The organism is Cesiribacter andamanensis AMV16, assembly GCF_000348925.1.
In the GTDB taxonomy this organism is placed as follows: domain Bacteria; phylum Bacteroidota; class Bacteroidia; order Cytophagales; family Cyclobacteriaceae; genus Cesiribacter; species Cesiribacter andamanensis.
Genome location: NZ_AODQ01000007.1, coordinates 36,068 through 58,128 on the forward strand (window position 1 = coordinate 36,068; position 22,061 = coordinate 58,128).

Below are 22,061 nucleotides of genomic sequence, written 5' to 3' on the forward strand. Positions count from 1 at the left end.
CAGATCCATTGTTAACATTTTATTATAAATTCTTTTGGTATGCCTCGTTTACTCTATTTTACCTTTCATGCCCGATAATGCTGTCATTGGTCAGTTCAACATAATTGCAGCTATTGAACAGGGCTTTTAGTGTTTGTGCATTAGCCCTTATCAGGTCGAATAGTCCTCTGTTTTTGATATTACCGGTGGTAATCAGCAACAGCCTCTTTGGCTGCTGCAGTATCATGTGTGAGTGGTAAAAGTCAGAATCCTTTGTGATGACAATCAGGTTATGCTGGTCTGCATATAATGTAATATCCCTATCAGCGCTTTCATCTCCATCTGGAAGAGAGTCTACGTGCGTCGCATCAAGTCCAGCTGAATGCAATATCTCACATAGCTTAGCTGGCAGTTGAGCGTCAACCAGGAACTTCATGCTGTTTTAATATAGGTCTTAGTCCTGGTTAGTCTGGCAGCATATGCTAAACAGGCAAATATATCCTCACGCTCCAGGGCCGGATAATCTTCCAATATTTCCTGTTCAGTCATGCCAGAGGTAAGCAGGTCCAGAATAAGGTCTACTGTATACCTTTTATTCCTGATGGTAGGCTTACCGTGGCATATGTCAGGATTCAGTGTGATTCTATTTAGCAAATCTTCCATGGTTAAATCTACGAAATTTTCGCTAAGGTCGTTCCTCCTTGTAATGACCTACGACTACTGAATAGCAGCTACAATAGCTATCCTCTATGTCTTCAAAATACTAAAAAGGTGCGCTTACCCAACCGTCTTGTGTTGGCGAAGCGCACCTATTGTATTTCTGGCAATTTTAGCCCCTACACATACTCATACACCTGCCCCTCATGATGAAGGCTTACCCCTCGGGTGCCGGCTTCTACGCGGCCGATGATCTGGGCATCGATGTTAAAGCTTTTAGCAATCTGGATGAGCTCGCCGGCCAGTGCTTCGGGTAGGTAGGCTTCCATGCGGTGGCCCATGTTGAATACCTTGAACATTTCCTGCAGGGGGGTGCCGCTCTGCTCCTGGATCAGGCGAAACAGAGGGGGTACGGGCAGCAGATTGTCCTTGATCACCCGCAGATTATCACCTAAGAAATGTAGCACTTTGGTTTGGGCACCGCCGCTGCAGTGCACCAGGCCATGTACCCCTGCGCGGTGCTCCTGCAAGAAGGCCTTGAGTACGGGGGCATAGGTGCGGGTGGGGGAGAGCACCAGCTTGCCGGCATCCATCTGTACCCCCTCGGGCAGGCCGTCTACGGCATCCGTCAGGTGCTTGCTGCCGGCATACACCAGCTCCCGGGGTACGGCCGGATCAAAGCTTTCGGGATGCTGCTGGGCCAGGTAGTGGGCAAACACATCGTGGCGGGCGCTGGTGAGGCCATTGCTGCCCATGCCGCCATTGTAGGCCTGCTCGTAGCTGGCCTGCCCGTAGGAGGCCAGGCCCACAATCACATCGCCGGCCTGGATGCGGTCGTTGCTGATCACATCGGCCCGGCGCATGCGGGCTACCACGGTGCTGTCAACGATGATGGTGCGGACCAGATCGCCTACATCGGCCGTTTCGCCACCGGTGCTCCAGATGCCAATGCCATGATCGCGCAGCAGCTGCAGCACTTCTTCGGTGCCTTCGATGATGGCGGCAATCACTTCGCCGGGCACCTGGTTTTTATTTCTTCCGATGGTGCTGCTGAGCAGGATATTATCCAGCGCGCCTACGCACAGCAGGTCATCGGTATTCATGATGATGGCATCCTGGGCAATGCCCCGCCAGACCGAGAGGTCGCCGGTCTCTTTCCAGTAGAGCCAGGCCAGGGAGGATTTGGTGCCGGCCCCATCGGCATGCATGATGGTGCACCAGTCGGGATCGCCGGCCAGCAGATCGGGCACTATTTTGCAGAAGGCTTTGGGAAAAAGGCCCTTATCGAGCTTGCTGATGGCCTTGTGCACATCTTCTTTGGAGGCGCTTACGCCCCGCTGCATGTATCGGTCTTGCTGCATAGGGGTAAAAATAAGACGAAAAAAAAAGGCAAGCACGTGCTTGCCTGGTAAATATCACTTTCCGACCCCATTCGTCGGATCTTCGAGGAGTGTGCCAAAGCGGGGCAGGGCAAACTCGGCATCGCTTAGGGCCTGAGGGGTAAGTTCGGTGGCGGTTACCAGCATGCGCGCCATGCCCAGGTTGAGGTCGTATTTGAGGGGAAGTACGCCGGTTTCGGCAAGGTATACATTCCAGCTGCCATAGGTATGGTCACTGAACAGGGCCTTGTCTACGCGGGCTACATCGGTATTATACCAGTAGGTGGTGGTGATCATGCCGGTTTTGATAATGATCTTGCGGCAGGGGATGCCCATTACGTCTTCGGTTTCCTGCAGGCGGATGATCTCTGCTTTATCGGTAGTGGCCCCATTGGCGCTGATCCACATGGCCGTATCGCTGCCCGTTTGCCAGGAATAGATTTTTTTCTGTGCGGGCACATACAGCTGTACACCGCTTTGGGCGCCGGTTTCCATCTCTTGCTTATACTGCCCCTTTTTGTAGAAGTAGTTGCCTATAAAATAAGTATTGCCGCCCAGCTCCTGCCGGATGCTTTCATAAAACATGCTGTCGGGAATCACAGCGGGCATGGGGTTTTTAAATTCCCAGCGGTACACGATGCGGCCTTCAAATTGCTTTTGTGCAAGCACAACAGTAGTGCTCAGCAGGCAGAAGAGGAGGAGTAAGGATCTTTTTTTCATGTTTTGGGCGTAAGGGCTCAAAGATAGGGGTTTGGCGGGCAGCTTTAGTAGCTTTTGTTTGTTAAAGCCAATAAAAAAGAGCCAGTTGCTGCTGGCTGCAGAACTGGCTCTTTGTGCTTTGAGGGGATCAGGGCGTATTACCTGCCATCACCCAGCTCATCAAATACGGCATCGCGCGACTTTTTCTTAGGCTTTTCCTCTTTTTTGGGTTGTGGCTGTTCCGGGTCTACTGCAGGGGGTGTCTCCTGTTCTTCTTCTGTTGGCACTACCTGCACCTCGGGCGTAATGTCGGTTACCTTGAACTCGGTACGGCGGTTTACCTGGTGCTCTTCTTCAGTTTCTGCATTGGCAATGATGGGGCGGGTTTTGCCGTATCCCCTGGCCGTAATGCGCTTGCTGTCGATGCCCTTGGAAATGATGTAGCGCACGGCCGACTCGGCCCGGCGCTGCGACAGGTCGATGTTATAGGCCAGGTCGCCCCGGGAGTCGGTATGGGAGCTAAGCTCAATGACCAGCTGCGGGTTGTCCCTCAGTACCGTTACCAGCTTGTCCAGCTCCAGGGCAGCATCGGCACGGATATCGGCCTTATCAAAGTCATAGTAGATGTTATCCAGTACAATGGCCCGGTCAAGCACAATCTGGCCCAGTACCAGATCCTGGCGGAAGGTGGTATCGGTGCGGAACTGCTTAAGGGTTTTGCGGTCCAGGTAGCGGCCCGACATGTCAATGTCGTGGCGGGTGGTAAAGTAATCGGGCTTATCGCCAATGATCTGGAATTGGGGGATGCCCTCTTCCAGCTGAAACTCAAAGCGGCCCTGTTCATCGGAGATCACCACATCGCGCTGCCGCTCCTCATGGTCCAGCAGGCGCACCTGCACATTGGGCAGAATTACCTGCTTGTTTTGCTCGTCGGTAGTGTAAGTAGTGCCGGCCAGGAAGTAGTTTACGATCTTGAGGTCGGGCGAATTGTTTACAAAGGCATAGATATCGTCATCGCCGGCGCCGCCATCGCGGTTGCTGGAGAAGTAGCCCTTGTCCATGGCAAAGTAGCTGAGGCCAAAATCATCGGCCGGGCTGTTCATGGGTTCGCCCAGGTTTTCAATACTCACCTTGCCATCGCGGCGGGTGGCAATAAAGAGGTCCAGCCCCCCTAAGCCGGGGTGGCCGTCGGAGCTAAAGTAGAGTCGGTTATCTTCCGAAACGTAGGGAAACATCTCGTTACCGGGCGTATTGATCTCCTTGCCCATGTTTTGCACCCGGCCCCAGTTGCCGCGGGCATCTACCTGTGCTGAATACAGGTCTACCCCCCCTAGGCCGCCGCGGCGGTTAGAGGCAAAGTACAGGGTTTTGCCGTTGCGGCTAAAGGCCGGGGTGCTATCCCAGGCCCGGGGGTCGCTAATGCGCATGATCACCGGCTCCGACCACAGGCCATTGCGAAAGTAGCTAATGTAGAGGTTTACCTCATCGCCCCCTTTTTTGCCTTTGGCATTGCCGCGGGCAAAAACCATGGTATTGCCATCGGGGCTAAAGGTAATGGCGCCCTCGGCCCGGTCGGCCATGTTAAAGGCCTCGGGCAGCTTTTCTACCGTATTGGGTACGGTTTCCATGGCCTGGCCTACCTGGGCCCGGTAGAGGTTGGTAAAGGATTTGCCGGTGGCTTTGTAAATCTTGGCATCGCCCCGGGAAGAGGTAAAGTAAAGCTCACCCTCGCGGGCTACGGCGCCGTATTCAGCATCGGCGGTATTTACATTGGTCAGGTGCTTGATCACAAATACGGGCTCCTGGCTCAGGATCTGGCTCAGGGCCTGCAGGTTGTTCACCTCTTTGCGGGCCCGCTGCTTAAACTCTTCGTTGCGGGGCGCGCTGCCCAGGTAGCTTTCAAACTGCTGGCGGGCCTGGGTGTATTTGCTATTGGCCTTAAGCGCATAGCCGTAATAGAAGCGGGCCTCTTCATCCTGCAGACCTGCCTGCAGGGCGGCGGCATAGTAGGGCTCGGCCTGGTCTATGCGGTTGGAGAGCCGGTAGGACTCGGCCAGAAAAAAGTTTGCCTTGGGATTTTTATCGGCTACTTTCTCCAGCTGGTTAATGGCCACCTGGTATTCTCCCAGCTGATAGCTCCGCACCCCTTTTTTATAGGGATTACAGGCGGCCACCAGCAACAAAAGCATCATCAAACTCCAGAGTCTGATTGGTCTAGGTATGTTCATAGCATCTTGTACGCTTACCGAATAAGCCCGCTTATAGTACGTTTGATACAGCTCTGAAGCCGGTGCGGGGCGCTATGCCTGCATGCTGGCAGACAACAAAAGGGGCCCCCACGGCTCCGTTCTTGAAATTTAACATTATTACTGGAAAGAATAACGCTTTGGAGGCCTGCTCCGTGTGGCAAAAAGCTATTTTTCTTCCCCGGAAATCTACTTTTGAGTCTAAAACGAAATATACCCAATTCTGCCACAAAACAGCGAATCTATAGGGCTATTTCTGGATAGGGAGTAAAACAGCCGGCTGCTGAAAAAATGACCTGGTTGCCACCCCTGCCCCTAAACCAAAAAAAGCTGACACGCTGTCAGCTTTTTTGATCCTTACACCGTTTTGAGGTGCTTGAAATATTCGTTTCGGGTTTCGACGAGTTTATCGATCGAAATGGGGGTTTTAATGTATTCCGAAACCGCTTTGTACTGCTTGGCCTTTTCGATATCGTTTTTGTAAACCGAAGAGGTCAGCAGGATCAGCATAATCTCTTTTTTAAGTTGCGGACGAAACTCCTCGTAGGCATCCAGAAAATCCCAGCCATCCATAAAGGGCATATTGATATCCAGGAAGATAAGATCGGGCAGCTCTACGGGATTCTGCACGCCTGTTCTCAGATACGCCAGCGCTTCTTCGGCATCATTGAAAATAGTTACCGTATTGGCAATTCCTGCCCGCAAGATGAGCTCATAGCACAGGTTGCTATGAATCTCATCATCATCTACCAGCATAACGCGATTAATCTTCTCCTGACTCATTTGCTACTTCACGCTTAATTTACTGCACAAGCGGTCTCTGCTGTTGCACGGCACAAAAGATATACCAAGTGTACTTTACAAAGATATTAAAAAAATACTGGATGTCTTTTTATCATTCCGTAATTCATCTTACAATCTCCTTGCCGGGCACTTAGGGTAAATGCACAGGGTTCGTATTTAATTTATACAAAATTTGGGGTTATTTTTAGCAACTATGGGTGTTTTTACGCCAAAAAAGTGTGCGTACACAAACAAACATTACATCAGTTGCCGGGCTCCCGGACTTCCTTGTAGCCCACCACCTTATCTATAGAGCTGCTGGATACAAAATGGTAATTGGTTCTGGCTCTGCGATATATGGCCAGCGCCCGCTCTTTTCCTTCCGGTGTTTCGGCCAGCTTTCTGTACAGCGGCATCAAAAACTTACGGCGTCCTACGTTGGTAAGAAAACGCTCCAGTGCGGGGTAAGCCGGCTCATAGCCATGGGCAATGGTGTGCATGAACCAGGCCGCCAACAGCTCAGAATTGCCGGAACTGGTAAAGCCAAAGGCGGCGTCGAGCTCGGCCAGTTGCTGTCGGCTGAGCTCCTGGGGCAGGTTGCGGATAAAGTGCAGCCACTCGTGTGATGACCATTGGTTTGTATCTAAGCTGGATGCCGGCGTACCCTCCTTCCAGCGGGCCAGGGCTGCATCTACCCGCTGAAAGCGTTCCGAGGTTATGGTGGGCATGGCCTTCGGCAGGCCTTCTTCATAGATCCACTGATCGAGCTGTACCGCTTCCCGGCTAAGACCGTTGGGCTGTAGCAGATGGGTGGTGAGGTAGTCAATAAAGCGCTCGGTGGTCATGCTTTTAAAGGCATTTTCGCTGAAGTAGCGGCGCACAAAGGCATCCCACTGCTGGCGGCCCACCCGCTCCTCCAGCGAGCGCAGCAGAAAGTACCCCTTTTCATAGGCAATATCGGTTACGCCATCATCGGGATTGCGGCCCTCCAGGTTTAGGTGCAGGCGGGTATCGGCGGCCTGGCCCTGCTCTGTAAGGTCGGCTACGGTATGGCGCAGATCCTGCTGGCCCAGCTGTGCGAGCATTTCGGCATAATCGCGGCCGTAGAGGGCCTCCATGATGCGGCGCTCAAAATACACGGTAAAGCCTTCATTGAGCCAGAAGTCATTCCAGGTAGCATTGGTTACCAGGTTGCCGCTCCAGCTGTGGGCCAGCTCGTGGGCTACCAGCGAGGTAAGGGAGCGATCGCCGGCCAGAATGGTGGGGGTGGCAAAGGTTATGCGGGGATTTTCCATGCCGCCAAAGGGAAAGCTGGGCGGCAGCACAATCAGGTCATAACGCTCCCACTGGTAGGGGCCGTAAAGTTGCTCGGCAGCTTCCAGCATCTTGTCCAGCTCGGCAAACTCCCAGGCCGATTCCTTAAGCATGGAGGGTTCGGCATAGACCCCTGTGCGGGCGCCCAGGGAGGCAAACTCCAGATCTCCCACCGCAAGCGCCAGCAGGTAGGCGGGTATGGGCTGGTTCATGCGAAATTTATACACGCCCGACTCGCTTTTCTGGCTGGGGTTTTCGGCGCTCATCAGGGCCATCAGCTGCGGAGGCACCTGCACCGAGGCCGTATAAGTAAAACGAATGCCGGGCGAATCCTGAATGGGTACCCAGCTGCGGGCCAGAATGGCCTGCGATTGTGTAAAGAGAAAGGGGTGCTGCTTGCCGGCTGTTTGCTCAGGCGAGAGCCACTGCAGGGCCTCGGCACCGGGGCCGGTCTTGTAGTGTACATTTACCCGCTTGGTTTGCGGACGGATGGTGATCCTGAGCGGGCTGCCCATGTGCTGGTTGTTGGCGCCCAGGGCAAAGGTGGCCAGCTCGGTTTCGTTATCATCCAACGTTACTTTATCAATCTGCAGATCTTTGGTATCCAGGATCAGCTCTTTTACCCGGCCGCTGGTCTCAATGTCCAGGCGGGCAATGGCGGTGATCTGCCGGGTATCAAAATCTACGGTCGCCTCCCAGTCCAGGTGCCGTACTACGGCCTCATCGGGCCGGGCATAAGAGTGTATGTCTTGCACAGGTGTAGGGGTTGAGGTGTCGTTAAGCGTTTGTTCGCCGGTGCCGGAACAGCCTGCCAGCCAAAGCAGGGGGGCCAGCCAACGCAGGTGCAAAAGTTTCATACTGAAAAGAGGGAGGTTTGTTTTCGCAATATAAAAAAATTCCAATACCAAACAGGGGGCCAGGGGCTGCCGGCCCGGGGGCGGTAACATGCTGCTGGGGTAGTGTAATCCCTTAACCACCGGCGCCCTTTCTGCTTGAGCAAAAAGGGCGCCGCTGCCTGTTGGGGAGAAATCAGGTGCTTTATTGCTTAATGGCCACCATATTCACTTCATCAATGTCTTCATACACAAAAGTGCCCAGGCTGGCCAGGAAGTTGCGAATATTGTCTTCGCCGGAGAAGGTCTTTTCCATCACCAGGGCTAGTCCGCGGGCTTTTTTAATAAAGTCGGCGGCGCCCTGCAGCACTTCTACTTCCATGCCTTCCACATCCAGCTTCATGATCACCCGGTGCTCGGGGGTGCAGGGGAGCTCGGGCAGCAGGTCATCAAAGCGCTTTATCTCCACATTGGTTTCGGGGCCCTGGTAGCTGCGGTCTATGCCGCTGGCACTGGTAAGCACGGGCTTGATATCGAAATACACCTTTTCGGCCTTGCTGCCCAAGCCTACGGGCAGCACGGTCACCATCTGCTGCATCTGGTTGAGCTCTACATTTTTGGAGAGGGCCTTGAAGTTGGAGGGCACTGGCTCAAAGGCAATGCTGGGCATGCCCGCTTTGGCCAGCCAGATGCAGTACTCACCCATGCAGGCACCGATGTCGATGAAGAAATCGTACTGCTTGCGGTTTTTGTAGATGTAGTTCTTTACCTGCTTTTCGTAGGCATAGTTTACATACTGAAAATCATTGGTATTGCCCCGGCACCAGAAGGTACCCATTTTGGAGGTAATGATGCGGTCGGTGGTAGGGGGGGTCTTAAACAGGACGTATTTCAGGGAGTCCTTGATCGATTTCCAATCTTTATGCTTGGTATACTCCAGCAGATAGTCGGTATACGTACTGTATTTCGCCAGATTGGTGAGGGAGGGGTGATAGGCGGTGTTTTTCATGCCTGCTCAAAAAATGTTAAGCCAGTAAATAGGTAAGGGTAAAGAAGCCGCAGCGCTCGGCCACAGACAGATAGCATCACAGTCGCCCTATACCATACTTGCAGAACCCTTTTAAAGTTTCAAAAATGGGGAATAAACAAAAGAAAAAAGCTCGCTACCGGTGCAGCTAAACATCCGGTGGCGAGCTCTGAGGACTCATTTCTATGGTGCAGGGCCAGACTGGCCCACTGCTCCTCGCTCAAAAGGGGGCCATTATTGCTGCACCAGCACTGCCTTGGCGCTGGCCGCCCGCCTGATCTGCTGCATAAAGACTACCCACTCGGTATAGTCGCTGGCCGGGTAGCGGCCTTCGTTCAGGCGGATGCGGGAGATGGTGGTAAGCGCCCCATTGGCAAACCGGGTCTGCAGGCTAAACTCACCCCAGGGGGTGGTAAGCTGCTGGGCTTCGGGCAGGTGCTCGGGCACTACTCCCTGCGGCAGCTGGTAAACCAGGGTATCGGCAAAGGTATAGCCCCAGCTTTGCACAAAATCATTTTTCCGTGTGGCAGAGGGGGTGGGAATCTCAACCGGCAGACTACCCAAGTACAGGGGCAGGAACAGCCGATTGCCGGAGCGCAGCTTTCGGTCTTGTAGCTTGCCGCTTACCTCCAGGCGCATCTGGGGGTTATATCCCTCTTTTTTCAAGAGCTTATACTCCTCCAGACCAATCTCCGGCAGCCCGGCAGACGACAACACCCATTTTTTCTGCTCCTGCGCACTGGCCTTTGTATAGGCATGGGGTGTATCAAAGAGTACGCCATGGTAGGTGCGCGCCAGTGTATAGGCCGGCTCCTGATGCTGCAGGTCTACCTGTGTAGTGGCACTGCGCAGGTTATCCGCCGGGCCATAATAGCGGGTATTCACCAGGTGACCGCCATCTTCCCGGATCACCAGTGCCTTGCGGTTGCCGGTAAAACGGCCCAGGTGCCCGGCCGGATCGGTCTGGCTGGTACACTCCAGCCAAAGGGTATCCTTCTCCATGGGCACACAGAGAATCACATGGTTAAAGTAACTGCGGGGAAAGGCCTCTACTACCCGCTCTTTAAGTTCGGGACCGGCAGCAATCAGGCTATAGTGTGAGGGGATACCCGCCGCTTTAAGCAGGGAATGGGTGTAATTGGTAAGTGCTTTGCAGTCGCCATACCCCTTTTGCTGTACAAAAGAAGCCTCAAAGGGCTGCCAACCCCCTATGCCAAGCTGAATACTTACATAGCGCGTATGCTGCTGCATGTATTCATAGATAGCCTTTACTTTTTCTTCGGTGGTAGAACAGCCACTGATTCGGCGCAGCACCTCTGCCCTGGTCTGTTCGGGTAAGGCATCGCGGCCCTGGTTTAGCTGGTGGATAAATTTACCCAGCTCCTGCCAGCTCGCCAGCGAACCTTTGTACCCTTCAAGCTCAAAGCCTTCGGGGGCCGTAATTACATAAGGAGAATCATCCCAGTAGGGACTAAAATATTCAGGGCGGGCCGTGGCAAGTTTGCTTACCTGCCAGCGGTACTGCCGGCTGCCATCGGGCAGCGTGGAGATATGCGGATCGGCCAGTTGATAGCTGCGGTGATTCATGGCCAGTTGGGGCGGAGTTATGACAATAAACTCTCGCTGCTCCACACTTACCTTCTCTTCAGAGCCAGGCAGCCATACCGGATAAAACAGCATATTGGTAACTTCTTCTTCCAGTTGCCAGCTAACGGTATACGGATAGGTTGAGTGTTTGAGGCTGGCTACCTTATAGCGGTTATCATGAAAGAAATTCACCGACGAAGAATAGCTATGGTCAGAAATCTCACTTTTCTTCAGTCTGCGTACCAACTCACCGCCAGCGGCATGCAGGCTACCGTCTATTTTTCTGATCTTATCCAGCTTGTCGTAGCCACTCACCAGCACGGCCTCATCATCGCCCTGGGGGTTGAGCACGGTAACTACCCGCTCCAGGGTTTTCAGGGCTTTACCGGGCGATAGAATGCGAAAGGTGGTGTTTTCATGGCGAATGACCGCATTGGCCCCCTCCTTCAGCTCAGCCGGAATGGCCGATGCCGGATAGCTGCCGGTGCCAGCTCCATGGGCCAATGCCTGTTGCCAAGGCAGCAGCGAAACAGCCAGCAGCGCAAGTGCATGGTGGATCTTCATGGTCTTTAATTATTTTTTTACCAGTACCAGCTGCTCGTTTTGCTTGGCCAGCATGCGGCTGTAGAACTCCTTTAGCTGCTGGTACTCATCGGCCAGGTACAGCGGTTTGCGGATCTGCATCATGCTGGTAACGTTCACCTTATTGCCCATCTGCTGCACATTGAAGCGGAAGGTGGCCGATCGGTCAGGCAGGGTTACAATGGCCGGCTCAGGTAGTTGCTCCACCGAGTAGCCTTCTGGAAGCTCAATCTCATACATGAGCATTTGCTCCAGGGGGCAGCCAAAGTTTACCGGAAACAAGCGCTCTTCCAGCTTAAAAGGATTGGCTTCCAGCACCCCATCGGGCAACAGGCTTACATACAGCTTATTTCCTGCCAGGGTGGCGCGGTCCAGAATCTCCAGGGTGTAGTGCTCTTCCAGCTTGTTGGCCAGCGTCATCTGGTTGGCAAATTGATGCTCGGTGATGGTCCAGTTGGTCTTTTTCTCTTTTAACTTTTCCAGGAACTTATTTTCGCCATCGGCATAGAGCTGCTTGCGGGCCGCTACGGCCGCATAGCCATCTTTTATATAGCTCAGAGTGCCCTGCAGGGTGCCGCTGCTGGTCAGGCGCAGTTTGGCGCTCAGGCTATAGCTTTCTTTTTCCTGCTGCAGCAGGGGTACCCACTCGGAGGTGTTTTCCTGCATAAGCCGGCCCTGGTCGTTCATGCAGCGATAGGGAAGCTGGCCTGGAGGCAAAAAGGGCTCGGTGGCATCCAGCAGCAGTGCCTTATCGCCAAGTACTACCTGGCATACTACATAGTTGAAGTCTTTTTCCAGTGGTATAACCGGGTTTACCCGGCCGTGGCTGCGGGTGCTCAGGATCACCGGATGGGCGGCAAGGCCGGCTTCGCGCAGCATGGCCGTAAGCAGCAGGTTGATCTCAGCCGAATTGCCCGAACGCTTTGCCAGGGTTTCCTTAAAGCTGTTGCTGGCATATACCCGTTCCTGATCATTATACACCACATTGTGCTGCACATGGCCATAAATGGCTGCCAGCTTTTCTTCGGGGCTTACTTTGCCGGCTATCAGACTCTTGACCAGATCGCTTACCTGCCGCTGTTTTTTAAGCTCGCCGCCAAAGCGCTCACTATCCAGAAATGTTTTGGTCAGTTTTTCCCAGCTGTTGCTGTAGTAATTTATCTTTTGATTGGGAAACTGGGTGGAGCTCAGCTCAAACTCAATCTTGGAGGCGTAATCGTTTAGGGTAGTGATGTAGGCTTCCTTTACCAGGGCGGGCACATTGCCGAGTGCCCAGCGGTGCGCCGTGCCGGTAAAGCTGAGGTCCAGGCTGTGGATGCGGTCATTATAGCGCACGGCTTCGTTTACATTCAGCCCATGGTAGCCGCCTAAAAAGTGCTTATAGGTAAAATATTCGGGTATGCGCACCCGGTATTCGCTCCAGCGGGTAGGGATGGTCGTTTGGAAATACCAGGTCTCCAGACCATAAATAAAGTCGCTGATCTTTTCGTATTCGTACTCGATCACCGAGCCCTCTTTTACATTGGGCAGGGTAAATTTATACTTCTGCAAATTGGCGTTTACCTGCTCGGTGCTGCGGGCATCCTTGGTAAGCTTGCTGCTGACTACCTTGCCGTTTTCCATATTATAGACCACCCCACTAATGGAGTTGATCTTTTCTTTTCGGCTGCCGCTCTGGTAAAGGGGAATCTCGGCATTGCCCCACTCCAGACCCTCTTTGGTGAGAATCTTGATGCGCACATGGTGCTTCATGTAGAGCTGAAAGCCATTTTGATCGCTATACTTGAACTCCAGCTGGGCATAATCACCCAAAACCACAGCACTGGCCGTTTTATCGGGCGCGTATTCGGTCATGTCCAGATCTTCCTGATCGATCTTGCCCCATTTCATAGGGTCGGGCTGGGCCAGTAGTGCTGCGTTTACGCCCAGCAGCAGGGCAAAGGTGTATACTATCTTTTTCAAAGCAGGGATGGGCTGTTGGTTAAAAGAAGAATTATGCCAACAATCTACTCTTTTTGTTCGGAGTATGCTATGTTATATAACAATATCAACTCCAGCATGTACTATAAAAGATGATTATAGCCGAAATCTTCTGCTGCTAAAAGCCGTATAAGCACACAACAGCCACAGTACGGGATGGGACTTTTTGATAAACTTAAGGGGATACTGGGTTCTGAAAACCAGCCAGACGCCGCTGCTCCCGCAGATGGACAGGACCTGCTTGGCAAAATTGCCGCCTACAAGCGTAAAACCTGGATGCCCCTGGTAGAAGAAGGTGCTGAAGATGAAGCTCTGGCCAGCAAGATAGGGGGTATGGCCTACCTGCCCCCTGGCGAAACCTACCCGCTGTGCGCCCACTGCCAGGAGCCGCTTACCCTTTTTTTGCAGCTAAACCCCGCAAACCTCCCCCCCAATTGTGACCTGGACCTGGAACCCGATAAGCTGGTGCAACTTTTTTACTGTACCAACCAGCACCCCCATTGCGAGCTGGAGTGCAAGGCCTGGGCGCCTTTTGCCAAAAGTGAACTGGCCCGCACCCTGCCCCTGCCAGCCACTGAGGTCGCCCTGCCGGGCACCGCACCCGAGCGCCAGTACCCGGCGCGTCTTATTACCGAATGGGTGGAAAATGAAGATTACCCCGACTGGCACGAGATGCAGCTGGGCGCTGCCGGCCTGAGTGAGCAGGAAGTAGAAGCGCTGGAGAGCAATGAGAATACCATCCCCAAGGCAGCCGATAAGCTGGGCGGCTGGCCCTACTGGGTTCAGGGGGTAGAATATCCTGCCTGCCCCGACTGCGGCCTGCAGATGCAGATGATCTTTCAGCTGGACTCCGACCACCACCTGCCCTATATGTTTGGCGATGCCGGCGTAGCCCACCTGCACCAGTGCCGCCTGCACAAAGGGGTACTGGCCTTTGGCTGGTCAAGTTATTGAAAAACTAACGGTTACCTTACATGTAGATTATTTCCGCAGCGTAACAAAGTGCCGTTTTATCCGATTACTAGAAGAGAAGAAACTACTCCTTATTTTGGAAGCGAATTTTTTTGACAACCCCCATATCTCCACCCTTTTAAATAGCCTGCAGGATGCTGTGTTCATTGGCAATGCGCAGGGTATTTTGCGCGCTAACCAACAGGCACTGCAGCTGGTAGGGTTGCCCAGCCAGGAAGCGCTTCCTACTGATTTGCCTGCTTTTATTGATGCCTTTGATTTTCGCTACCTGGAATCCGAGAAGCCCGTAATTCCCGGCCAGGGCCCCCTGTCGCTTGCCCTGAACGGACAAAGCACGGTTACCGAACTTTCGCACATCAATAGCCAGACCGGCAAGCGCCACTACTGCCGCTGCTCGGCCAGCCCCCTGCTGGAGGGCGAACGGGTGGTGGCCGGATTGCTGGTGGTGACCGATATTACGGAACGCATTCTGGCCGAAAAGAAATTACACGAAACCTTACATGCGCTTTCCTTCTCTACAAAAGAGCAGGAGGCCATTCTCAACAGCATGCCCGATGGGGTATTCATTGGCAATTCCGAGGGCATCTACAAGGTAAATCGCCCGGGCCTGGATATGTTTGGCTGCCGCTCCCTGTCCGATATGCGGGGCCGTATTGAGCAACTGGTAGAGCGCCTCAATGTGCGCTCGGCCGCCACTGGCGAGCCCAGTGTGCAAAATCAGGACCCCTTCTCCAAAGCGCTGGATGGCGAATCGGTGGTAGAAGAGATCATTATCACCAACCTCAATACCCGGCAGGACCTGTATCTGCGCTGCGCGGCCGCTCCGGTCTATGTAGGCAGCAAAAACATTGGTGTAATTGCCGTTACCACCGATATCACCCAAAAAGTACTGGCCGAGCAAAAGCTGCAGCGCACCCTCCAGGAGCTGCGCAAGGTAAACGAAGAACTGGAAGCCTTTACCTATGCCGTATCGCACGACCTTAAAAGCCCCCTGGGCCGTATCAGCGGGCTGGCCTCGCTGCTGCTGATCAGCAATGAAAGCCAGATCTCCGATAAAGACCGCTACCTGCTGCAGCTGATCGTGCAATCAAGCGAAAAGCTAACCGAGCTGGTAAGCCACCTGCTGAAACTGGGCAAGATTGGCCAGACAGAGCTTAACTACAGCAAGATAGACCTGAGCCGCCTGTGCGAGCAGGTGATTGAAAACCTGCCTGTACAGGGCAAAAAGGTCCATTTTGTAATAGAGCCCAACATGCAGGTATGGGGCGACAAAACCCTGATGCACTCCGTCATGCAAAACCTCATTGCCAATGCCGTAAAGTACAGCTCCAGAACGGCCGCACCCGAGGTGCGCATTGGCTCCCACGAGGCCAGGGGCTATACTACCTGCTATGTGCGGGACAATGGGGTGGGCTTTGATATGTCAGAGGCCGATAAGCTGTTTGTACCCTTCAAACGCCTGTACTCGGGCACCAATTTTGAGGGCACGGGCGTGGGCCTCTCTACCGTAAAGCGGATCATCGAGCGGCACGAGGGCAAGATCTGGGCCGAGTCCAGCCCGGGCGAAGGCGCTATTTTTTATTTTACCCTGCCCGGCCGCAAAAAACTTAGCAGCCTCAGCAACAATGCCGTAAAGCTGCAGGAAGAAACGGCCACCAGCAAAAGCGGCAAACTTTCGGCCTAAGTGCTTTCGTGCTATCTTAGCAGCATGAGCAAGAAGTATATTCTACAAACCCAGCCCCTGCCCATACCGGTGCCCGACAACAAGCTCATTCTGGAGCATTTTGGCGGCGCCACCACCGGCCACCAGCAGTTTAGCCTGGCCCGCATGGTAGCCCCGCCCGGCTGGAGCGAGCCCCACCAGACCCCCGAGTTTGATGAAGTTACGCTGATGCTGCGCGGCCGCAAGCGAATTGAGATTGATGGCGAGCAGATCGAGCTCAGCGCCGGGCAGTCCATCCTGATCAAAGCCGGCGCCCGCATCCGCTACAGCAACCCCTATGCTGAAGAAAATGAATACATCTCGCTGTGCATGCCGGCTTTTTCGCCCAATCTGGTGCACCGCGAAGCAGAATAATCCCTCCGGCCTACCCATACCGGCGGGATTTTTTTATTTTTGGCCCAGACGTTTCAGGAGGATCACAACTGATCTCACTGGTTCTCACTGGTTCGAGCTTGCAGCTCGGATCCTTTCCCAGCATAATGAGGTCTGAGCTGCAAGCTCGAACCAGCACAAGCAGGCTTTTTATCCAGATTAGTACCATCATTTAGATACACCTATCATCATGAGCCACGATCCACACCACAGCGGTGCCACCCGCACCGAAAAAGATACCATGGGCCCCATAGAGGTGCCTGCCGACAAGTACTGGGGCGCCCAGACGCAGCGCTCACTACACCACTTTGAGATTGGGGGCGATACCATGAAAATGCCCCTGGAGATTATCTACGCCTTTGCTTACCTAAAGAAAGCGGCTGCCCTCACCAATGCCGATCTGGGCGTGCTGGCGCAGGACAAGGCCCAGAAGATTGCCGCCGTATGCGATGAGATCCTGGCCGGCCAGCTGGATGCCGAGTTTCCGCTTAAGATCTGGCAAACCGGCTCGGGCACCCAAAGCAATATGAATGTGAATGAGGTGATCGCCAACCGGGCCCACGTAAAAGGGGGTGGCCAGCTCTCCGACGAGAAGAAAAGTGTACATCCCAACGATGATGTAAACAAGTCGCAAAGCAGCAACGATACCTTTCCTACGGCCATGCACATTGCCGGCTACAAAATGCTGGTAGAGTACACCATTCCCCGGGTGGAAACGCTGCGCACTACGCTGGACCAAAAGGCCCGGGAGTTTATGCAGGTGGTAAAGATCGGCCGCACCCACTTTATGGATGCCACCCCCCTTACGCTGGGGCAGGAATTCAGCGGCTATGTAAGCCAGCTGGACCACGGCCTGAAAGCCCTGCGCAATACCCTGGACCACCTGAGCCAGCTGGCCCTGGGCGGCACTGCCGTAGGCACCGGCCTCAATACCCCCGAGGGGTATGATGTGGCCGTAGCCCAAAAGATCGCTGAGCTTACCGGCCACCCCTTCCGCACGGCCGAAAACAAATTTGAAAGCCTGGCCGCCCACGATGCGGTGGTAGAAAGCATGGGTGCCCTCAAGCAGCTGGCCGTAAGCCTGATGAAGATCGGCAACGACATTCGCATGCTGAGCAGCGGCCCCCGCAGCGGCATAGGCGAAATTACCATTCCGGAAAACGAGCCCGGCTCCTCCATCATGCCCGGCAAGGTAAACCCTACCCAGTCTGAGGCCCTTACCATGGTATGCGCCCAGGTGATCGGCAATGACGTGGCCGTAAGCATCGGCGGCATGAACGGCCACTTTGAGCTCAATGTGTTCAAGCCCCTGATGATCTACAACCTGCTTACAGCGGCCCGCCTGCTGGGCGATGCCTGCCAGTCCTTTAACGACCATTGTGCCGTGGGCATTGAGGCCAATCAGGAGCGCATTAAGATGCACCTTGACAATTCGCTGATGCTGGTAACGGCCCTGAATCCGCACATTGGCTACGACAATGCGGCAAAAATTGCCAAAAAGGCGCACAAAGAAGGGACTACCCTGCGCCAGGCAGCCCTGGACCTGAACCTGCTCACCAACGAGCAGTTTGATGCCTGGGTAAAGGCCGAAGACATGATCGGCAGCCTGAAAAAATAAGCCTATCTGTCGCCTACGCCCTGCGCTGCTCCTTAAGCCGGGGCCTAAACGACAGTAATTGGGGCTATACACAGCTCAAAACCGGCAGGTACCCCCCTGCCGGTTTTTTGTATTTTTAGGGGAAAGCTTACATTAGCAGGGTTCTTTGGCTTCCCTACATTAATATTTTGTTTTCATTTACTACTTTGCAAGCCTGATTATCAGCCAGAAACCTTAACCTTAAGAATACGATGAAAAAAGTAGTTTTAGCTGTAGCCACCCTGCTGTGCCTAACGCTAGCCTTTGATGCCAGCGCACAGCTCTCTAAAAAGGAGAAGAAAGAGTGGAAAAAGCAAATGAAGGATATGGATGTAGAAGCCTTCAAGAAGCTGGTAGAAGAAAAAGAAGCCCTTGAAAGCCAGGTAGCTGGTCTTAACTCTCAGGTAAGCAGCCTGCAGTCCCGCGCCAACGAAAAGACCACCGAAGCCGACCGCCTGAAAAGCGAAGTAAAAGACCTGCAGAACCAGCTGGCCGAAGCCAGAACTGCCCAGGAGGCCACCAATACCATTGATGCCACCGGCAATAAGAACCGCGTTGCCAAAGGCGTGGTCTTCAAAGTACAGATCGGTGCCTTCCGCAACAAAGACCTGGCAAAATACTTTGAAAGCAACGGCAGCTTTGATGGCGAGGTTGACAACTCAACCCAGCGCTACACCCTTGGCCAGTTTACCGATTACTGGGAGGCCGACAAGTTTAAGAAGTACCTCAGAGAAATGGGGGTAAAAGATGCCTGGATCGTATCGTACAAAGACGGCGTTCGGGTTCCCCTGAAGGATGTGCTGGAAGGCGTGCTGTAAGCTGCCTGCTCCGCTCATCTACCACATAAAGCAAGCGCTCTCCATTGGGGAGCGCTTTTTTTATTGCAGGCTGCGCATGAACAGGTATACCAGCTGCTCGGCCATGCGCCTGGCTTCTGCCCGGGACAGGCCCAGCTGCCCAAACTGCTGTACCAGTCCGTTTACCACCCCCAGCGTATAGGTGGCCAGGTGCAGGGGGCTTAGGTGGGCTGCCACGGCTCTCTCGGACTGGGCCTGCCAGTAGAGCTCTTCCAGCAGCAGCAGGTAGTGCTCCTCTCCCCAGGGAGACCTGCCCTCGGCGGGGGCGGGCAGCGCCATCCAGCAGCGCTGCAACAGGAGCTGAGCATTGCGGTAGGCCTCATTTTCGGCCATCAGCTGCAGCTGCAGGCGCACAAAAGTGGTGATCTTCTGCAGGGGCCGCAGCTCGGGATCGCGCAACAGCCCTTCCAGCTGCTGACGGGCCGGCTGCAGTTTTTGCTCCAGCAGGGCTTCCAGCAGGGCCTGTTTGTCTTTAAAATGCCAGTACACCGCCCCGCGGGTCATGTCTACCTGCTGGGCAATCTCTTCCAGGCTGGCCTTATCAAAGCCCCGCTCTAAAAATACCTGCATTCCGGCTTCCAGCAGGCGCTGGCGGGTTTCTTCTGCTTCCGACTTGGTCCGTTTCATGCTGCAAACATACGGGCCCGTATCTTAAAATGGCGCATTCGGCAGGCTAAAAATAATAGACGTTCTGCAGCACCCGCAAAGGGGTAGTAGGCCCTTGCACACCCCCCATGTGAAGCCCGCACAGCTGCTGGTCAGCTGGGCGAAAAAGGGTTCTGCAGCAGCCTTTCTTAAAAGGTATAGCGTACTGACAGGGCCAGCTCAGATCCCCAAAAGCCGGCAAAGGGAGCCAGGTCAAAGGCCGGCTTCCAGTCGAGCGAAGCACTTAGCGGCACCGAGGCATCCTGCACGGTATACTCCAGGCCCAGGATGCCATCAATGCCCAGAATAAGGCGGCCCCGGTTGTAATAAGAATCATTGTAGTAACGGCCGCTGGTGGCCCCCAGGTGAGCGCCGGCGCCATAATAAAACTTCAGGCCCGGCTCCCTAAAGGCGGGGGTATGGCGCTCCCAGAGGCCGGTTACCTTAAAGGCATGCCAGCGGCTGTGCACAATGCCCTCCAGCGCATCGGTGCCGGAAATAAAATGCTTGATGCTGGCTCCCCAGAATGGCGAAAGCCGTAGCCCTACTGCGGTACCATAGTCCTGCGCCTGCGCCTGCAGCGCCATCAGCATCATAATAAATCCAATCAGCACACCTGTTTTTTTCATTCTACTCTTGTTTTTGCTGTCTAAAGGGAGGCAAAGATGCGGCATCGTTCCAAAAAAGGAAACCCCCCGGCCGCATTTTATGGTCCACTCTTCAGGCAGTGGGCAAGGGCAGGCATAAAAGGGGGCCTGGCGAAGGTGCAGGCTTCAGGCACATTTTAGCGCAGATGGTTTCCGTGTAAAAAGAGGGATGCGTATCTTTAGATCAGGCCTATATTCTGCTCTTTTTCAAGCAATACTACATGCAGGCCCTGCCGGCAGGAATATTTTTTACCTTTACCGCTTCCATTTTTAATGCCGCCCTTATGAAGCATCTCCTGATCATCCTTTTGCTGCTGGCAGCCGCCACAGCTGCTCCTGCCCAAATGTACTTTAAGGAAGGCCGCCAGATCTGCTGTGGCGACAGCCTGCTGGCCGGCTATGCCCAGGCGCTGGACATTAATCCGGCCCAGCTGGGACGGGTGAAGGCCAAAAAACGCTCACTTGGTCTGTTGCAGATCGGCTCCAATGTGTACTCCAACCGCCTGGATCTGGGCGATGCCCTGCGCTTTGCCTTCTCGGACGATTCGCTTTCTACTGCCCTAAAAAGCCAGCTGCTGGCCCCTGGGGAAACAGAACCTTTTACCTTTGCCACCAATTTCGATTTTAACTGGGCTTCCTTCAGCTATGCCACGCCTCAGCTGGGCGGCATTGCCCTACGGGTGCGGGACCGCATCAGCAGCCACAGCGCGGTGCCCAATGACCTGCTGGCTCTGCTACTGGAGGGCCGCATGTCCGATACCTACCAGAACAGCACCACCCAGGAGCTGGTAGCCGCATCCAATGGAACGCGGGTTTCCTACAGTCACATACGGGAGGCCAGCCTGGGCTATGGCCGGGCGCTGTTTCGCTCCAAAGCCCTGAGCCTGTATGCAGGGGGTACCCTCAAGCGGCTGTGGGGCATCGGCTATTACAACACCACCATAGAGGGGGCCTCCATTATTGGCAATTCAGCCTTTTCAGAAGTGTATAACATCAACTATGGTGATCTGCAGCCGGAAGGGCGCAACCTGGATGAGTTTCAGCGCAAAATACTGGATACCTCGGGCAGTGGCTGGGGGCTGGATCTGGGCCTTACCCTGGAGATTGCCAATACGGTGGTGCTGGGCGCCGCTGTGCTGGATATGGGGGCCCTGGACTGGAACAGGGGAGTAGTGCGGGCGCAGGCCAGCACCGCCAGTTTTATTGAGCAGCTGGATGATCCCACCATCCGCACCCTGAACTTTAAAGAGCAGCTGGCCAGAATTTACGATGAATTCAGTTTTGAAGAAGGGGCTGATTTCTCGGCTCCCCTCAATACCCAGATGCGGCTGAATGCCTCCTGGCTGGTGGGTGATCGCTTTAGCCTGAGCGGCGATGCGCTGATCCCGCTTAACAATAACAATCTGGAGGTGATGAACTACCAGGCGGGCACCTATGCCGCCGGTTTTAACTATGTGCTATCGCCGGGCCCGGTTACCACCAACCTCAGCAGCGCGTTTTTCTACAGCAGCCAGTATGAGGTGCGGGTGCCGCTGGGGCTAAGCCTTGGTTTTAGAGGGGGTGCCATGTTTAGCATAGCCGTTAATGATCTGCTTACCTTTGTGAGCAGCAGCAAAGACCCCTTTCCGGGCATTTCCATTACCGGCCTGAACCTCCTGTTTTAGGCCGGTACCTGCACCGGTTTGTTGCTGGAACAGATAAAGGCAATGGCTTCTTCCTGTGTGGCAAAGATCTCTACCTTATAGCCGGTAAGGGTCTTGAAGGCCTTCAGCAGGTACTGCATGCCCGTTTTCTGCACAATTTTATTACTGCCCAGTACCCCGGCCACAATGTTGTTGGGGAGCACTCTTTTGATGCGCGGAAATGCGTTGATCACCACCCAGCCCCGGGCATTGAAGCTTACGTTGCCAATGTCCCGCTGGTCAATGATGATGCGGTTCACCTGCAGCTTTTCGCCGTAATCAATGGTCTTGGTCCAGAATTCCTTATAGGCATCATCCGTCATATCACCGGCAAAATAGAGCTTGATGATCTTATTTTCGGCATCCCATAATGTTTGGGATTGCCCTACCGTCAGTACCACTTCCATGATTTCTCTAATTTGATACTCTATATATCCAACTAAGGTAGGCTATTGCAATTT

19 protein-coding genes are annotated in these 22,061 nt (G+C 54.1%); 6 read left to right on the forward strand and 13 right to left on the reverse strand.

Annotated features, from left to right (window positions below):
• Positions 1 to 58: 58 nt before the first annotated feature.
• The 10 genes from ADICEAN_RS02380 to ADICEAN_RS02425 form a co-directional block, all read right to left on the reverse strand.
• On the reverse strand, positions 59 to 415 hold the full coding sequence (locus ADICEAN_RS02380) for a DUF5615 family PIN-like protein (protein ID WP_040396001.1): 357 nt from the start codon (positions 413 to 415) through the stop codon (positions 59 to 61).
• A complete protein-coding gene (locus ADICEAN_RS02385) occupies positions 412 to 642 on the reverse strand; it encodes a DUF433 domain-containing protein (protein ID WP_009193914.1) in 231 nt (76 codons plus the stop codon). The genes ADICEAN_RS02380 and ADICEAN_RS02385 overlap by 4 nt, the downstream gene beginning before the upstream one ends.
• A gap of 173 nt (positions 643 to 815) precedes the next feature.
• Entirely contained in the window at positions 816 to 1,997 is a 1,182-nt protein-coding gene (locus tag ADICEAN_RS02390; protein ID WP_009193915.1) for an AIR synthase related protein, read from the reverse strand.
• A 54-nt stretch (positions 1,998 to 2,051) separates the two neighbouring features.
• Complete coding sequence (locus ADICEAN_RS02395; RefSeq protein WP_009193916.1) at positions 2,052 to 2,735, reverse strand: hypothetical protein; 684 nt, start codon at positions 2,733 to 2,735, stop codon at positions 2,052 to 2,054.
• A 137-nt stretch (positions 2,736 to 2,872) separates the two neighbouring features.
• A complete protein-coding gene (locus ADICEAN_RS02400; protein ID WP_152426281.1) occupies positions 2,873 to 4,942 on the reverse strand; it encodes an OmpA family protein in 2,070 nt (689 codons plus the stop codon).
• A 375-nt stretch (positions 4,943 to 5,317) separates the two neighbouring features.
• The gene (locus ADICEAN_RS02405) at positions 5,318 to 5,743 is read right to left on the reverse strand and encodes a response regulator (RefSeq protein ID WP_009193918.1); all 426 of its coding nucleotides are present in this window, start codon (positions 5,741 to 5,743) and stop codon (positions 5,318 to 5,320) included.
• Positions 5,744 to 6,006: 263 nt separating this feature from the next.
• Positions 6,007 to 7,914 carry a M1 family metallopeptidase gene (locus tag ADICEAN_RS02410; protein ID WP_009193919.1) on the reverse strand — a complete coding sequence of 636 codons (1,908 nt, stop codon included), beginning with the start codon at positions 7,912 to 7,914 and terminating at the stop codon, positions 6,007 to 6,009.
• 181 nt (positions 7,915 to 8,095) lie between these two features.
• Complete coding sequence (locus tag ADICEAN_RS02415) at positions 8,096 to 8,899, reverse strand: FkbM family methyltransferase (protein WP_009193920.1); 804 nt, start codon at positions 8,897 to 8,899, stop codon at positions 8,096 to 8,098.
• Between the two features lie 252 nt (positions 8,900 to 9,151).
• A complete protein-coding gene (locus ADICEAN_RS02420) occupies positions 9,152 to 11,068 on the reverse strand; it encodes a DUF3857 domain-containing protein (protein ID WP_009193921.1) in 1,917 nt (638 codons plus the stop codon).
• Between the two features lie 9 nt (positions 11,069 to 11,077).
• Complete coding sequence (locus ADICEAN_RS02425) at positions 11,078 to 13,048, reverse strand: DUF3857 domain-containing transglutaminase family protein (RefSeq protein WP_009193922.1); 1,971 nt, start codon at positions 13,046 to 13,048, stop codon at positions 11,078 to 11,080.
• A 174-nt stretch (positions 13,049 to 13,222) separates the two neighbouring features.
• Here ADICEAN_RS02425 and ADICEAN_RS02430 point away from each other — a divergent pair, with 174 nt between their 5' ends.
• The 5 genes from ADICEAN_RS02430 to ADICEAN_RS02450 all read left to right on the forward strand — a co-directional run bounded on the left by ADICEAN_RS02430 (position 13,223) and on the right by ADICEAN_RS02450 (position 18,587).
• Positions 13,223 to 14,020 (forward strand): DUF1963 domain-containing protein, encoded by a 798-nt coding sequence (locus ADICEAN_RS02430; RefSeq protein WP_009193923.1) that lies wholly within the window; start codon positions 13,223 to 13,225, stop codon positions 14,018 to 14,020.
• 94 nt (positions 14,021 to 14,114) lie between these two features.
• Positions 14,115 to 15,722 carry a sensor histidine kinase gene (locus tag ADICEAN_RS20855; RefSeq protein WP_051068775.1) on the forward strand — a complete coding sequence of 536 codons (1,608 nt, stop codon included), beginning with the start codon at positions 14,115 to 14,117 and terminating at the stop codon, positions 15,720 to 15,722.
• 24 nt (positions 15,723 to 15,746) lie between these two features.
• Positions 15,747 to 16,115: a cupin domain-containing protein gene (locus ADICEAN_RS02440; protein ID WP_009193925.1), complete on the forward strand. Its 369-nt coding sequence runs from the start codon at positions 15,747 to 15,749 to the stop codon at positions 16,113 to 16,115.
• Positions 16,116 to 16,323: 208 nt separating this feature from the next.
• Complete coding sequence (gene fumC / locus ADICEAN_RS02445; RefSeq protein ID WP_009193926.1) at positions 16,324 to 17,751, forward strand: class II fumarate hydratase; 1,428 nt, start codon at positions 16,324 to 16,326, stop codon at positions 17,749 to 17,751.
• 230 nt (positions 17,752 to 17,981) lie between these two features.
• On the forward strand, positions 17,982 to 18,587 hold the full coding sequence (locus ADICEAN_RS02450; protein ID WP_009193927.1) for an SPOR domain-containing protein: 606 nt from the start codon (positions 17,982 to 17,984) through the stop codon (positions 18,585 to 18,587).
• Between the two features lie 60 nt (positions 18,588 to 18,647).
• Here ADICEAN_RS02450 and ADICEAN_RS20860 read toward each other — a convergent pair whose 3' ends face one another.
• Both ADICEAN_RS20860 and ADICEAN_RS02460 read right to left on the reverse strand, forming a co-directional pair.
• Positions 18,648 to 19,253, reverse strand: a complete 606-nt coding sequence (locus ADICEAN_RS20860; protein ID WP_009193928.1) for a TetR family transcriptional regulator — start codon at positions 19,251 to 19,253, stop codon at positions 18,648 to 18,650.
• Positions 19,254 to 19,420: 167 nt separating this feature from the next.
• Positions 19,421 to 19,900: a hypothetical protein gene (locus ADICEAN_RS02460; protein WP_009193929.1), complete on the reverse strand. Its 480-nt coding sequence runs from the start codon at positions 19,898 to 19,900 to the stop codon at positions 19,421 to 19,423.
• A 302-nt stretch (positions 19,901 to 20,202) separates the two neighbouring features.
• Between ADICEAN_RS02460 and ADICEAN_RS02465 the strand changes: the two genes are divergently transcribed.
• Positions 20,203 to 21,582 (forward strand): DUF5723 family protein, encoded by a 1,380-nt coding sequence (locus ADICEAN_RS02465; RefSeq protein WP_152426282.1) that lies wholly within the window; start codon positions 20,203 to 20,205, stop codon positions 21,580 to 21,582.
• Here the strand turns inward: ADICEAN_RS02465 and ADICEAN_RS02470 are convergent.
• A complete protein-coding gene (locus ADICEAN_RS02470; protein ID WP_009193931.1) occupies positions 21,579 to 22,007 on the reverse strand; it encodes a hypothetical protein in 429 nt (142 codons plus the stop codon). The genes ADICEAN_RS02465 and ADICEAN_RS02470 overlap by 4 nt on opposite strands.
• Positions 22,008 to 22,061: the final 54 nt, after the last annotated feature.